This is a genomic window from Vibrio ostreicida, from assembly GCF_013074385.2.
Taxonomy (GTDB): domain Bacteria; phylum Pseudomonadota; class Gammaproteobacteria; order Enterobacterales; family Vibrionaceae; genus Vibrio; species Vibrio ostreicida.
This window is the reverse complement of the sequence record NZ_JABEYA020000002.1, coordinates 309,463-323,605: the sequence shown is the minus strand read 5'-3', so window position 1 is coordinate 323,605 and position 14,143 is coordinate 309,463. Positions and strand designations below refer to the sequence as shown.

Sequence of the window (14,143 nt, the reverse complement as noted above, 5' to 3'; positions counted from 1 at the left end):
AGCATCTCTGGATAAAGTGCCAACACAAAAACATTAAGCAACATCAAAAGGTCAATAAAAACCCCCGATAAAGAACAAACTCTTTATCGGGGGTTTTTTATTACTCTCTCAATATCGTCTTCGCCCAGATCACGGTACAACGTCGGAAAACGAAAACCTGACACCCGTTAGAAAGTCATGGTAATAGCTATTTCTTCGGCATATCGAGCTGCATTTCGGGAAGCATTTCTTTTGTCGCTCTCAGCTTGCGCCTGATAAACCAAGCCACTAGCCCCAGTATCACCATCACCACGTTACCTGCTGCAATCAGAATGATACTTCTGGTGCGTTTGTCTTCCCTTACCTGAATAAGACGCATTTTTTCCATCTCTCTTTGTTGCAGCTTTCGTTCTTCCTCCTGCAACCTGCGGGTTTCTGCGAAATCTATTTCCTTAAGCACACTGTAACCACGTGGCTTTAGCGAGAAGGCCAGCGCTCGGCCTGACCCCATTTCAGTCGCGAAGACCTTACCTTGCCAAAGGTAGTTGCCGAGAGTATCGTTGTAAGGGATCTCGAGTTCCATTTTCTCTTGGTCTTCCTCTGCGCTGCCAGACACCTTAAAGTCGCTGTCATCAGGTGACTGATGTTCAATTTGTGCCGCCAACGTACCGGGCATGATCATGCCTTTCTCACCAGAAATGACAATCTTATGAGCGATACTTTCTTCTCTGCTTTGAATAAATGTGGCTTGAACTGGCGTTGGATAGACAAGCACTTCTTGTTCTTGTGCTCTCAAAAACACCCCATTGCCCGTGGTCACTCTCACCCGATATTTACCCGGTTCAGGGGAAATATTTAAAGAAACGGTAAAAACGCCATCACCCGCAACTTCATCCAATCCTGTGCCATCGTCGGCAAACTCACCGATTTTAAAAGGTATTGGTTTCGCCTCTCGGATCAAGGTGTCTTCATTTTCAATATATTTAGTAAAGGTCACCATCAAGTTTACACGGTCAAGAAAGTCTCTCAGCACCAGCGGCTTTCCATCAGCGCTGAGGCGAGCGGTGAATTTAATCGACTCTCCTTGAAATAACCGATTGGGCATCTTGTCAGTAGTCAACTCAAGATGGGAGATCAAAGTAATCTTATTTTTGGGCGTGATTTTACCTATCGCTTGCCATGGGCCTGGCATTGGCTTTTCGATTGATATGATATCCATTGCTGGTTCTTGATACCAACGAACGTTATCTGGGCTTCGCCAAGCATAATATTTTTTACCGTCAGGACGAACCAATACCACTGGCTTGGAACGCTCTGCCCGATAAATGACAAACGTAATTTGTTTGATCGTCGGGTCGACGCGGAAACGGTTGTCGAGTAACGACATTGAAGATTCCTCAGCATACCCAAACGTACTGACGAACAGACCCAATAGGGCAAACCAAATCTTCAACATTCCTCCTCCTACTGACGCCAGAGACAACTACCGCTCTTCGCAACCAGATCCAATCGACTTTGATGTGCTTCTAGTTCATCGGCCGTTGCATGGATAACCTTTAGCGCTTTTCGACCACCAGCCGCACGTTTAATCATTTCTCCCCCCAAATCACTTCCCTCGGCTCGACCAGCATGAAACTGAAGTGACGTTTGTCCGCCCGTCATGAGAAGGTAGACGTCAGCTAAAATTTCAGCATCGAGTAAAGCCCCGTGGAGCGTACGGTGAGAATTATCTATACCATAGCGATCACACAAGACATCCAAGTTGTTGCGCTTGCCTGGGAAGATTTTCTTCGCCATGGCAAGGGTATCGGTGACCTTACAATAATGCTCTGTCTTACCGATACTCGGATCCAGCATCGCAAACTCATGGTCCATGAAGCCAGTATCAAACGAGGCATTGTGAGCGACAAGCTCAGCCCCCTTGATAAACGCTAAGAATTCATCATGCACTGTTTTATAATCAGGCTTGTCGACTAAGAATTCATCCGTAATACCATGAACTTCTATCGCTTCTAACTGGATCTGTCTATCCGGCTTAATGTAGACGTGAAAATGCCGACCGGTCAGCTTACGATCAATGATTTCAACAGCACCGATTTCTATGATCCGATGCCCCTGATAATGCGGCCCACCTTCCAGGTTCATACCCGTGGTTTCAGTATCGAGAACAACGATACGATTTTGATTAGAATTGTTGCTGGTATTCATAACAAATTGTGTGTCAGACTATGTCAATAATATGCTTAACCCAATAGTATCAAATCATGACCAAACAGGTGGAAATTTTCACAGATGGTTCTTGCTTAGGCAATCCGGGGCCTGGCGGCTATGGCATCGTCTTACGCTACAAACAGGTAGAAAAGACACTGTCAAAGGGCTATGCCCTGACCACCAACAATCGCATGGAGATGATGGCGACCATTGTGGCTCTGCAAACCCTCACTCAACCCTGTGAGGTCATTCTCACAACCGATAGCCAATATGTTCGACAAGGCATTACTCAATGGATTCATAACTGGAAAAAGCGCGACTGGAAGACATCAGATAAAAAGCCAGTCAAGAACGCTGATCTTTGGAAAGCCCTTGATGAAGAAGCGCTACGCCATCAAATCGACTGGCGCTGGGTAAAAGGTCACGCTGGACACAGAGAAAACGAAATGTGTGACGACTTAGCCAGAACGGCCGCAGAAAACCCAACCGATGAAGATACTGGGTACCAGCCAAGCTAATATTGCCTCACTGATTCGATATGTTGTAATTGACGCCAACAGGCGTCAATTTTCGTTTGAGCTTCCAGTAAGGTTTGATCGGATTAAGTGGGTAGGTCCGTTTTCGAGCAACAATAAAATATAAACTCCCAGCAGGAGAAGCCCATTCTCCGAGGCTGTTTTCCAACCAAGTCCAAAAGGTCCGATATTTTTGCATCGGAAACAACGCATAGCGATCACATTCAATGACTTGATAGTTCAATAAACTGAGCCAATCTTTGACCCTGTTTGGGGTAAACATCCTCCCACTCCACGGCAAATTGTTGCGTCGCCATGGCATCAAACTCCCCAAACCCGTTAAACTGATAGGATTAAAGCCTGTGATGATAAGATAGCCATCATCAATCATCACTCGGTCGACTTCTCTAAGAATGAGGTGAGGATCATGACAAAAGTCGAGTTGATGTGCCATTACAACCGTGTCGAAACTTTTTTCAAGAAAAGGTAAATGGTAGCTATCAGCAATCACATTGTGCAAAGGGTTTTGGGTATCAAGGTGAACTTGATGTTGAATATTGCAGTTAAAGCTGGTTAACTCGCAACTCAGTCCACCTAACTTAAGCATATGATAGCCAAATAGTTTTGGGCTCCATTCATCGAAACGGGTTTGGAGTGACTCACTCACCCATTGGCCATTTTTGAGCTGTGACCATGAATGAGGCTTTTCTAGTGTCTTACTGCTGCGTGCTGGCGTCATATTAACCCTGCTTCACTCTTGGCAAATGGAGAGACAACTATGTTAGATATCAAAAGCATACCTGCATTTAGCGACAATTACATCTGGCTGATTCAAAATAGCGATCAGCGTTGTGCTATTGTCGACCCTGGGGACGCTGCACCAGTACTCGCCTACCTAAAGCAACATCAATTAACCTTAGACGCGATATTAATTACTCATCATCATAACGATCATATTGGTGGCGTCCCTGAGTTAGTCAGACAGTTTCCCGATATCGATGTTGTCGGGCCTGCAAACGAACCGGTCCCCACTTTGACACACGCCGTAGAGCCAGGCCAGCAGATCGAGTTGTTCGGTGAAATCTTTTTTGTTTTAGGGCTTGAAGGTCACACCCGTGGACACATAGGTTTTGTCGGTGACGGGAAACTTTTTTGTGGTGATGTGTTGTTTTCAGCAGGCTGTGGCAGGGTATTCGAAGGGACCATGGAGCAAATGCATACATCCCTAGCCAAACTCGCAGCCTTACCCGAAGAAACTCAAGTATACTGCGCTCACGAGTACACGGCGAGTAATGTCGCCTTTGCTTTGGCGGTCGAGCCCACAAATTCCCAATTGCAGCAATATCGGGACGAAGTCAATCGCCTGAGGGCCCACGACAAACCCACATTGCCCACCACTCTTCGTAGGGAGAAATGGATCAACCCGTTTTTGAGAACCGATCAACCGAGTGTGATTCACTCCGTCGCAAATCGCACGCAAAAAACAGACTCTTTAGCCATTTTTACTGCATTGCGTGAGTGGAAAAACGAATTTTAACGTTTTGAAACTTGTCAGTGGCACAATGACACACGTATTATCAGCAGCCAATTTGAAGAAGGGCTGTGCAATGCAAGTAAAACACAGTTGGGTCTTGGCACTGCTTTTGACAGGATGTCAGCTAACCCAGCAGACTGAAACCGGAAACGTCGTATCTCCGGTCACGAATCAAACATCGACCGTGGAACCAACTCGTTCTGCGAATCATGTCTCGGGAGCAACGTCTAATGCCCTCGTCGATCCCCAGTCCCAACAAGATGTCTGGCAACGGATTGCCCTACAACTGCGCTTCCCTATTCCAGATGACAAGATGGTCGATTACTATCGTACATGGTACCTTACGCACCCCAATCACCTAAAAACCGTCTCTGAGCGCGCCAAACCTTTTCTGTATCTGATCACAGAAAAAATTGAGCAACGTGATATGCCATTAGAATTGGCTCTACTGCCGATTGTCGAAAGTTCTTTTGACCCGTTTGCCTATTCACATGGGAGTGCCTCGGGTCTTTGGCAGTTCGTTCCTGGTACGGGGAAATATTACGGATTAAAACAAGACTTTTGGTATGATGGGAGACGTGATGTCTCCGCCGCCACCGATGCTGCACTCGACTATTTAGAGACGCTCAACCGACGTTTTGAAGGCAACTGGAATCATGCGATTGCGGCCTATAATAGTGGCGGTGGTCGCGTTTCTCGTGCCATTCGTCACAATACAAACCTCGGTAGGCCAACCGACTTTTTCTCTTTGGATCTTCCAAAAGAAACCAGTGGATATGTACCGAAGTTGCTGGCATTAGCTGATATTATCGCCAATCAAGAAGAATATGGCCTTGAAATGCCTAAGATAGACAATCAAGTGGCTGTTTCACTCGTCGATCCCAAGGAACAATTGGATTTGGCGATTGCCGCGAACTATGCCGGCATCAGTGTAAAACAGCTGCAAAACCTTAACCCAGCCTACAATCAATGGGCGACACCGCCTGATGGCCCACATCAACTGCTTCTGCCTGTAGAAACAGTAGCGAATTTCACACAACAAGTTGAGAAAAATCGCGGAAAAGGGATGAAAGTGGTCCGATATAGAGTAAAGTCTGGGGACAGTCTGCTCTTTCTTGCCAAGCAATATCGGACAACTGCTCAAGTTATTCAAAAAGCCAATAACCTCCCCGACAGTCGTATTCGTGTCGGTCAGTACCTGATGATCCCAACCTCCTCACAAGCGGGCCAAGCCTATACGTTAAGTGCCACTAATCGTTTGGCAAAAACCCAGTCTGTCTCTCAAGGTCAATATAAACTCACGCAGACTGTGCGTTCTGGAGACAGCCTATGGAGTATTGCGCGTGCGCATAAAGTGTCGCATCAGTCACTTGCCAAATGGAATGGGATGGGACCCAAAGATACACTGCGGGTAGGTCAGAAGTTGGTCATTTGGAAAAGCAACTCTGACGCTTTGGTCATTCGAACTGTTTTTTATAGTGTCAAATCAGGCGATACCATCAGCGGTATCGCCAGCAAGTTTAAAGTTAAATCCCATGACATCCTAAAATGGAACGATCTCAGTAAAAATAAGTATTTGCAACCTGGGCAAAGGCTCAAACTCTACATTGATGTCACCAAGGTAAGTGTATGAACCCATCTGTCAATCCAATAAGCATGCTGCTGGATATTTTTCGTTCGCCCGTGTCTTGTTTTCTTGCGCTTAGTCAGAGAGGTTTATGGGGCTGGCAAGCTTACTTAGTGCTGATAATTTCGCCCTTTGTTTTTTGGAGTGCCTACTTTGATCTCGTTCCATTTGTCTGGTTGAAGGAAAACCTAACCACCCAGCTCGCGCAAAACGCACCCCAACAACTGGAATTACTCAATGCCAACACACTGATGGCCATTGAAATCATTAGTGATGTGGCGGGAAGGACCTTAACGATCTTCATGCTCTCGGTATGGTTCTATTTCGCCACAAAATCCAGCTCAGTACCGCAGGGGTTCTGGCGTTGGTTCGCCGCAAGTTGTGTTATTGTCTTTCCAGCGGTCATCGGTGATATCGCCAGCTACACCAGTGTCCTGATGCAACATGGCTATGTCATGATATTTGCGGCAGATTTGAACAGCTTAAATGGGTTACTCAAACTCCCGCTCACCAATGAATGGTCCCATTTTGCCAGAGCTGTGCCACTGCTGTTGCCTTGGTACATTGCGCTCGGTTATACCGCAGTCAGCACCTGGACAGGGTTTGCACGTGGCCAATCACTGGTGATCTCCGCGCTGCCTTGGCTTGCCTGCTACCTGATTTGGGCGCTTTATATCTTGCTTAGTTAACTCAAACGTCACTTCAATTGGGTTATGATCAGAAGCGTCGGATAGCGACGTTTCTGCTTTTTTAAGCGTCAAACCACGAAAGAAAACGTGATCAAGGGGCAGTCCGGTGAGGAACCGTGTACGGCGATCCGGACGATATTCGACTTCTTTAAGACCGAGTTTTTGCACCACACGGGTCAGTACATCAAACCGCTCTTCACTCCAGCTATTAAAGTCCCCAGCAACAATCATAGGCCCTGCGTGCCGTGCCAGTTGAGCAGCTAGGGTGTCCAGCTGTGTTTGATATTCTTTTATTCCAAACGTAAAGTTAACTGAATGAATGTTCACCACCGCTAAACTCTGCCCATTACTTAAGGGGTATTGTTCATAGAGCGCTGATTTGGGTAAACCAAGCCAAGGCTCTAACTCAGTAAATGCACATGCCAATGCCGGACGATGCGCTGCCAAGTTAAGGACACCCGTACTGACGTCAAAAACCTTAAAGGCTTCGACTTGATTTGCAAACCATGGTCGTTGGATCACCCAATGCTTGAATTCTGGAGTCATACTGGCTTCTTGAAGTAGCACCAGTTGTTTATCCATTGAATATTGGCCAAGACTTTGCTGCCAGTGTGGTTTCTTTTGCTTATACAGATTCCAAACCAACAAATTGATTTGCCGTTCTTTATCAATCGAGAGGGCATCATCGTGGTGAATACACGTGAAAGAAGAGCTTTGGGCATGGGCCGAGATCGATACGATCGGCGCAGATTCTGGACGAGTAAAAATGGTTTCGAAAGCCGTCACCATAATGGCAACTAGGGCAATCGGAAACAGAAGAATTCGAAACTTCAACGTACGCCCCCAAAATAAAAAAGAGTCAAACGACTCTTCTCAACTATTTAGATAGCGTCTTCGTCTTCTTCACCCGTTCGGATCCGAACGATACGCTCAATCTCAGTGACAAAGATCTTACCATCCCCGATTTTGCCAGTCTGGGCGGTTTCAATGATGGTCTCAACGCATTGATCCGCAACATCATCAGTAACCGCAATTTCTAACTTAACCTTAGGCAGGAAATCGACCATATACTCCGCTCCGCGGTAGAGCTCTGTATGACCTTTTTGTCGGCCGAACCCTTTAACTTCAGACACCGTCATGCCCGTGATACCAACTTCCGCCAGTGCTTCACGAACATCATCTAACTTAAATGGCTTAATAATGGCTTCGATCTTTTTCATGTTAATCCCTTAAACTTAAGCAATTTTCGTTATTATCCCACGATCGAGCGCTAATAAAAAGCCCGAGGACGATCCGACTGGCCCCAACCAAAGAGACGAACTAATTTAAACTGGCGTAGAAGGCCGCCAAATTCGCAACATCCGCATCACTGAGCATCGCGGCCTGAGCTTGCATCACTGCAGCAAGCCCGCCTTTTCTTTGTTTAGCTTGATACGCTTTGAGCGAGGAAGCAAGGTACTGTTCATTTTGGCCTTTTAAATTGGGGTATCCTGGGATGATAGCGATACCATCCGCACCATGGCAGGCTGCACAGACTGAGGATTTTGCTTTGCCCGCCGCAACATCACCCGCCGCGAAAATTGGACCACTGACCATACCCAGCAAGAGTGCCATTCCCATTACATAGTTTTTCATTGCTTCACCTTTATGCCCATTTTTATTGTATGGTTTATAACGGCAATTTTGTCACAACTGATGTCGCTTTGTCCCAGATCAGTTCACAGTCTTGGCCTGAAAACTGATGTTCAACGAATAAATCCGCCACGGCGACCAACTGCTCACCACACATTAGGATCGGCAAACGACGTCTTAACCAACTTGGTACTGAGTACTCCTGAAACAATTTTTTCAGTTTTCGGCTATGGGCTCGCTCAGAAGGCCGAGCGATCAATCCCTGCGGTTCAAAAATAACCATGAGCGGTTTGGATTCCAACGACTTAAAAGATAACCTTCCGTGATGACTCTCTGTTAGCAAAAGTGTCCCTAAATGGTCCGGCAAGTCTATCGGTTGATCAAAAGCAATGCTCTGCGTCCATTGAGAGATATCTCGCCATTGCTCAACCCAATACAAACGCTGTTCAAAGCGCCTCACTTGCCCATTAGGCAAAGAAAAAACAGGGTTTGCATCACATCGGCTAAGTGCCACCTCTTGCCAAAGGATGTCGAGCTGTTGTCGGCTAGGCATACGTACTTTACAGAGCCCTAACCACATTCTGATCAAACGAGAACGCATCAAGGCACTCATTTTGGATAAAGAGTCAATGTGTAAACTGCCATCGAGATGGCAAGATTGTTGTAAACGCTCACTCAACAACTCATCAAGTAACGTTTCCTGCTCAGCACATAGCTCCGCACTGCGATGCACAGCCTGTGAGAAATGAGGCCAACGTGTCTTGAGTGTAGGAGTAATAGAATGGCGAAGAAAATTACGGTCGAAACGCATGTTGTGATTGCTCTCATCTTCAACCCATGTGAGTTGACGAGACGTAGCATAATTTTCGATTTGGATTCGAGTGACGGTTAACAAGGGTCGTACTAACGTAGCGTCACCAAATGGCGTCGCCTCACCCATTGCCGACAATCCTTTGGGACCGCTGCCACGCTTCAGCGCAAGCAGAAATGTCTCGATTTGATCATCACCATGCTGAGCGGTTAACAGCAGATCTTTAGCCCTCAGATACTGTCTCAACACGCCGTACCTTGCTTCACGTGCACTTTCTTCAAGGCTTTTTCCCGTTGTTTCAAGTGCCACTTTTTTAACTTTCAAGGCAACTCCGGCTTCTTTGCACCATTGACGACATTGCTCAGCCCAAAGATCTGCATTGACACTTAAACCATGGTGCACATGTATCGCGGCACATTCAATCTGTCTCTCTTGGCAATAACTGGACATCAGTTCAAGCATTGCCCGCGAATCAAGCCCGCCGCTGAGCCCAAGAACGATTCGGCCTTTTGGTTGGTAATATCTCTCTATCACAGTCTGAAAAGTCGATTCGATACTCATCACTTACGCCATTTGAAGTTAATACTGGTATTTTATCACTGCCAACAAAAAAGGCTGAACTCAGTTCAGCCTTTTCGATAAATAATGAGTGATCAACAGTAGCCGTAACTCATCAATCGCTGATAGCGACGTTCAAGTAACGCCTCGTTATCGAAGTGTTCAAGCTCTTTAAGCTGCTTAGATAATGTTGCCTTCATGTTGGCCGCCATCTGCACAGGATTACGATGAGCGCCTCCTAAAGGCTCTTCAATAATTTCATCGATCAAGCTCAATTCTTTAAGACGTGGAGCGATTAGCCCCATCGCTTCTGCCGCTTGAGGCGCTTTATCAGAATCACGCCATAAGATAGACGCACAGCCTTCAGGTGAAATCACCGAATAGGTCGAATATTGGAGCATGTTCACATAATCGCCAACCCCAATCGCTAATGCCCCACCAGAACCGCCTTCACCGATGACATTACAAATCACAGGGACTTTAAGGCCAGACATTACTTTTAAGTTTTTCGCAATCGCTTCTGATTGACCACGTTCTTCCGCGCCGACACCAGGATAAGCACCCGCCGTATCAATAAAGGTGATAATCGGCATGTTAAAACGCTCAGCAGTCTCCATAAGACGAAGGGCTTTACGGTAACCCTCAGGCTTTGGCATACCGAAATTGCGTTTTACTTTTTCTTTCGTCTCACGGCCTTTCTGATGACCGATGATCATCACAGGACGCCCTTCTAGGCGCGCCATACCGCCAACGATCGCTTTGTCATCCGCATAGGCTCGATCACCAGCCAATTCTTCGAATTCCGTAAAAGCGTGTTCAATGTAGTCTAGCGTATAAGGACGCAAAGGATGACGTGCTAACTGCGCAGTTTCCCAAGCGCCTAAGTCACTGAATGTTTTCTTCTTCAGCTCTAAGCTTTTCTTCTCTAGTTGTTCAATCTCTTTTTCTAGATCAACACCAGAATCACCGCCATGACGAGATACGCCACGAAGTGCTTCAATCTTCGCTTCTAGTTCTGCGATAGGCTTTTCAAATTCTAAAAAGTTCAGGCTCATCTAAAGATCCTTTCTGGTTCGGCAGTGTGCTGCCGAACTTAGTTAAATTCGAGTTCCACTTGGCTGTTACCAAGCAACTGTTTCAAATTGTCTATTAGTTCATCACTCGGCGTTACGCGCCATTCCGTTCCTAACGTTAAGCGTGCTTGAGCATCACTACGTTGATAATAGACATGGACAGGGATGCTCCCTGCCCGGTGAGGCTCCAGTATTCGACTGAAGCGCTCAAAAAACTGACCATCGATTTGAGATTCCTTAATCGATACTGACAATCCACGCGCGTGTTTCTCTCGCGCTGCGCTCAGTTCCATGACTTCGCGAGCGGACATTTTAAGACCACCATTGAAATCATCAAAGCTGACCTGTCCGGAAACCACTAAAATTTTATCTTGTTCCAGTAATTCCGCATATCGATCTAGCGCATCGGAAAATAGCATCACTTCCATGCGACCACTGCGATCGTCTAAAGTCATCAGTCCAATACGTGAACCTCGCTTGGTCGTCATGACTCTGGCTGCAATCACCAGCCCTGCAATGGTGACCGTCTGATCACGTCTTGTTGGCGTCGCGTCTTTTAATCGACAACTGGTGTATTTGCCCAGTTCCCTTATGTAGGCATTTATGGGATGCCCAGTCAAATATAATCCAAGTGTATCACGTTCTCCTTCCAGCCATACTTTTTCTGGCCAAGCCGGAACTTGAGTGTATTTCTGTTCAACTTCTTCTGGCGCTTCAGTAAGGACACCAAACAGATCGCTTTGACCAAACGCTTCAGCCTGATGAAATTGACTGGCCGATTTAACCGCATCATTTAATGAAGCCATCATCGCCGCTCGGTGAGGACCTAAGCGATCCAATGCCCCAGAGTAAATCAGCTTTTCAATCACACGCTTATTGACTTTTTTAAGGTCGATACGGGCACAGAAGTCGAACAAGTCCTTGAAATGTCCGTCTTTATTACGAGCCTCAAGAATGGCTTCAATCGGCCCCTCACCAACCCCTTTAATTGCACCAATACCGTAAACGATCGCTCCCTGTTCATCAACATTGAAACGGTAAAGACCCGCGTTGATATCAGGTGGCAGTACCTTAAGCTTCATGCGAAGGCATTCGTCAACTAAGCCCACCACCTTTTCTGTGTTGTCCATGTCCGCGGTCATAACCGCCGCCATAAACTCAGCAGGATAATGCGTCTTTAGCCACAGCGTTTGATATGACACTAACGCATAAGCAGCAGAGTGGGACTTGTTGAAACCATATCCCGCAAATTTTTCTACCAAATCGAAGATTTTCATCGCAAGTTGACCATCAACGCCATTGTTGATCGCCCCTTGCTCAAAGATGGCTCGCTGCTTAGCCATTTCTTCCGGTTTCTTTTTACCCATCGCTCGGCGCAACATATCTGCGCCACCCAAAGTATACCCTGCTAAAATCTGGGCAATCTGCATGACCTGCTCTTGGTAAAGAATAATGCCATACGTAGGTTCAAGGGTTTCTTTGAGCGATTCATGCTGCCAAGTTTCGTCTGGGTATGAGACAGCCTCTCGCCCGTGTTTACGGTCGATAAAGTTGTCAACCATACCGGATTGCAGTGGTCCAGGTCGAAACAAGGCAACCAGTGCGATAATATCTTCGAAACAGTCAGGCTGAAGGCGTTTGATTAGCTCTTTCATGCCCCGTGATTCAAGCTGAAATACTGCCGTAGTTTCTGAGTTCTGGAGCAGCCGGAATGACGCCTCATCTTTCAATGGAATCGATTCAATATTAATCGGTGATTGACCTTGCTTTTCCAAACGCGGATTGATGAGTCCTATCGCCCAATCAATAATGGTTAGGGTACGTAGCCCCAGAAAATCAAACTTAACCAGACCCGCCGTTTCGACGTCATTTTTATCGAACTGAGTAACCGGAAAATGGCCTTCTGCATCTGCGTAAATCGGAGCAAAGTCAGTGATGGTTGTTGGTGAAATCACGACCCCACCAGCATGTTTACCCGCATTACGAGTACAGCCTTCAAGGATACGACACATGTCGATAAGTGCTTTGACTTCTTCATCGGCATTGTACAGCTCGGGTAAAGCAGGCTCTGCATTGAACGCCTTTTCCAAGGTCATACCCGGGTCGGGTGGCACCAACTTAGAAAGACGATCAACAAAACCAAATGGGTGACCCAGTACCCGCCCCACATCACGTATTACGGCTTTCGCCGCCATAGTTCCAAAGGTAATAATTTGCGATACCGCGTCTCGGCCGTACATTTCGGCGACATGGTCAATCACTTGGTCTCGCTTATCCATACAAAAATCGACGTCAAAATCGGGCATGGAAACACGTTCAGGGTTCAGAAAACGTTCAAATAGAAGATCATACTCAAGCGGATCGAGATCGGTAATTTTTAAAGCGTACGCCACCAATGAACCTGCACCAGAACCTCGCCCTGGGCCAACCGGAATATCGTTGTCTTTTGACCACTGAATAAACTCCATGACGATCAGAAAGTAACCGGGGAAACCCATGTTATTGATCACTTCTAATTCAATGTTGAGTCGATCATCGTATTCAGGTCGACGCGACGCGCGCACTTTAGGATCTGGAAATAAAAAGGCGAGTCGTTCTTCAAGTCCTTGCTGTGATTTATTCACCAAAAACTCGGTTTCTTCCATCCCATCAGTCGGAAAAGCAGGAAGAAAATACTCGTCGAGTCTCACCGTCACATTACAACGCTTGGCAATTTCAACACTGTTTTCAAGCGCCTCGGGAATATCAGCGAACAACTCACACATTTCCGCTTCACTTCGCAAGTATTGCTGAGGGCTATAGTGTTTCGGACGGCGGGGGTCTTCTAACGTGTAGCCGTCATGAATGGCAACGCGAATTTCATGGGCTTCAAACAGTTGCTCATCCAGTATTACGACGTCATTGGTTGCGACGACAGGCAAGGCATTCTTCTCGGCAAATTCCAGCGCAAAGTGCAGATAAGTCTCTTCATCAGCACGCCCCGTACGAGTCAACTCAAGGAAAAAACGCTCAGAAAAATATTGATGGTAAAAGTCGGCACAACGTTTTGCGACCTGCTGATTTCCCTTGAGCAGCGCTTGACCTATTTCACCACTTTTCCCGCCAGACAAAATAATCAGACCCGAAGAAAACTCAACTAACCATTGTCTGTCGATGACCGGTTGGTGTTGTACGTGACCACGTAAATACGCTTTTGAGATCAAAAGGGTAAGGTTTTTATAGCCTTCATTGTCTGCGGCTAAGACTGTCAGCTTGGTTAATTGCTCACCAAAATCTTCCGACTGTACGGCAAAATCTGCACCAATAATTGGCTTAACACCACAGCGATGTGCTGTGCTATAAAACTTGACGAGTCCGCATAAATTGGTGAAGTCGGTAAGAGCGACAGCTGGCATTCCCATTTCAGCCACTGTCTTCACCAAGGGCGGGACTTTTGACAGGCCGTCAACCATGGAAAAGTCACTGTGGACTCGAAGGTGAATAAACTTTGGGTCTGACATGAATGCGTCCAAAA

The 14,143-nt window shown here is 46.5% G+C and carries 13 protein-coding genes; 4 read left to right on the top strand and 9 right to left on the bottom strand.

Features of this window, described 5'->3' with window-relative positions; translation table 11 throughout:
- Positions 1 to 187: 187 nt before the first annotated feature.
- Positions 188 to 1,435, bottom strand: a complete 1,248-nt coding sequence (locus HLM86_RS05150) for a TIGR03503 family protein (RefSeq protein ID WP_076586533.1) — start codon at positions 1,433 to 1,435, stop codon at positions 188 to 190.
- An 8-nt stretch (positions 1,436 to 1,443) separates the two neighbouring features.
- A complete protein-coding gene (gene dnaQ, locus HLM86_RS05145) occupies positions 1,444 to 2,187 on the bottom strand; it encodes a DNA polymerase III subunit epsilon (RefSeq protein ID WP_076586532.1) in 744 nt (247 codons plus the stop codon).
- Between the two features lie 56 nt (positions 2,188 to 2,243).
- Between dnaQ and rnhA the strand changes: the two genes are divergently transcribed.
- Positions 2,244 to 2,708: a ribonuclease HI gene (gene rnhA / locus HLM86_RS05140; RefSeq protein ID WP_076586531.1), complete on the top strand. Its 465-nt coding sequence runs from the start codon at positions 2,244 to 2,246 to the stop codon at positions 2,706 to 2,708.
- Between the two features lie 7 nt (positions 2,709 to 2,715).
- Here rnhA and HLM86_RS05135 read toward each other — a convergent pair whose 3' ends face one another.
- Positions 2,716 to 3,444: a class I SAM-dependent methyltransferase gene (locus HLM86_RS05135; protein ID WP_170882354.1), complete on the bottom strand. Its 729-nt coding sequence runs from the start codon at positions 3,442 to 3,444 to the stop codon at positions 2,716 to 2,718.
- Between the two features lie 39 nt (positions 3,445 to 3,483).
- Between HLM86_RS05135 and gloB the strand changes: the two genes are divergently transcribed.
- The 3 genes from gloB to HLM86_RS05120 all read left to right on the top strand — a co-directional run bounded on the left by gloB (position 3,484) and on the right by HLM86_RS05120 (position 6,555).
- Positions 3,484 to 4,242, top strand: a complete 759-nt coding sequence (gene gloB, locus HLM86_RS05130) for a hydroxyacylglutathione hydrolase (protein WP_170882353.1) — start codon at positions 3,484 to 3,486, stop codon at positions 4,240 to 4,242.
- Positions 4,243 to 4,312: 70 nt separating this feature from the next.
- On the top strand, positions 4,313 to 5,872 hold the full coding sequence (locus HLM86_RS05125) for a lytic transglycosylase (RefSeq protein WP_076586526.1): 1,560 nt from the start codon (positions 4,313 to 4,315) through the stop codon (positions 5,870 to 5,872).
- Positions 5,869 to 6,555: a YIP1 family protein gene (locus tag HLM86_RS05120; RefSeq protein ID WP_076586524.1), complete on the top strand. Its 687-nt coding sequence runs from the start codon at positions 5,869 to 5,871 to the stop codon at positions 6,553 to 6,555. Before HLM86_RS05125 ends, HLM86_RS05120 begins: the two co-directional genes overlap by 4 nt.
- Here the strand turns inward: HLM86_RS05120 and HLM86_RS05115 are convergent.
- The 6 genes from HLM86_RS05115 to dnaE all read right to left on the bottom strand — a co-directional run bounded on the left by HLM86_RS05115 (position 6,484) and on the right by dnaE (position 14,129).
- Complete coding sequence (locus HLM86_RS05115; RefSeq protein WP_390225852.1) at positions 6,484 to 7,344, bottom strand: endonuclease/exonuclease/phosphatase family protein; 861 nt, start codon at positions 7,342 to 7,344, stop codon at positions 6,484 to 6,486. The genes HLM86_RS05120 and HLM86_RS05115 overlap by 72 nt on opposite strands.
- A 92-nt stretch (positions 7,345 to 7,436) precedes the next feature.
- Positions 7,437 to 7,775 carry a nitrogen regulatory protein P-II gene (gene glnB, locus HLM86_RS05110; protein WP_076586520.1) on the bottom strand — a complete coding sequence of 113 codons (339 nt, stop codon included), beginning with the start codon at positions 7,773 to 7,775 and terminating at the stop codon, positions 7,437 to 7,439.
- A 100-nt stretch (positions 7,776 to 7,875) separates the two neighbouring features.
- Positions 7,876 to 8,190 (bottom strand): c-type cytochrome, encoded by a 315-nt coding sequence (locus HLM86_RS05105; RefSeq protein ID WP_076586518.1) that lies wholly within the window; start codon positions 8,188 to 8,190, stop codon positions 7,876 to 7,878.
- 34 nt (positions 8,191 to 8,224) lie between these two features.
- A complete protein-coding gene (tilS, locus tag HLM86_RS05100) occupies positions 8,225 to 9,562 on the bottom strand; it encodes a tRNA lysidine(34) synthetase TilS (protein WP_497017377.1) in 1,338 nt (445 codons plus the stop codon).
- Positions 9,563 to 9,651: 89 nt separating this feature from the next.
- Positions 9,652 to 10,611 carry an acetyl-CoA carboxylase carboxyl transferase subunit alpha gene (gene accA, locus HLM86_RS05095; protein WP_076586514.1) on the bottom strand — a complete coding sequence of 320 codons (960 nt, stop codon included), beginning with the start codon at positions 10,609 to 10,611 and terminating at the stop codon, positions 9,652 to 9,654.
- Positions 10,612 to 10,649: 38 nt separating this feature from the next.
- Positions 10,650 to 14,129, bottom strand: coding sequence for a DNA polymerase III subunit alpha (gene dnaE, locus HLM86_RS05090; protein ID WP_170882350.1), 3,480 nt, complete (start codon positions 14,127 to 14,129; stop codon positions 10,650 to 10,652).
- Positions 14,130 to 14,143: the final 14 nt, after the last annotated feature.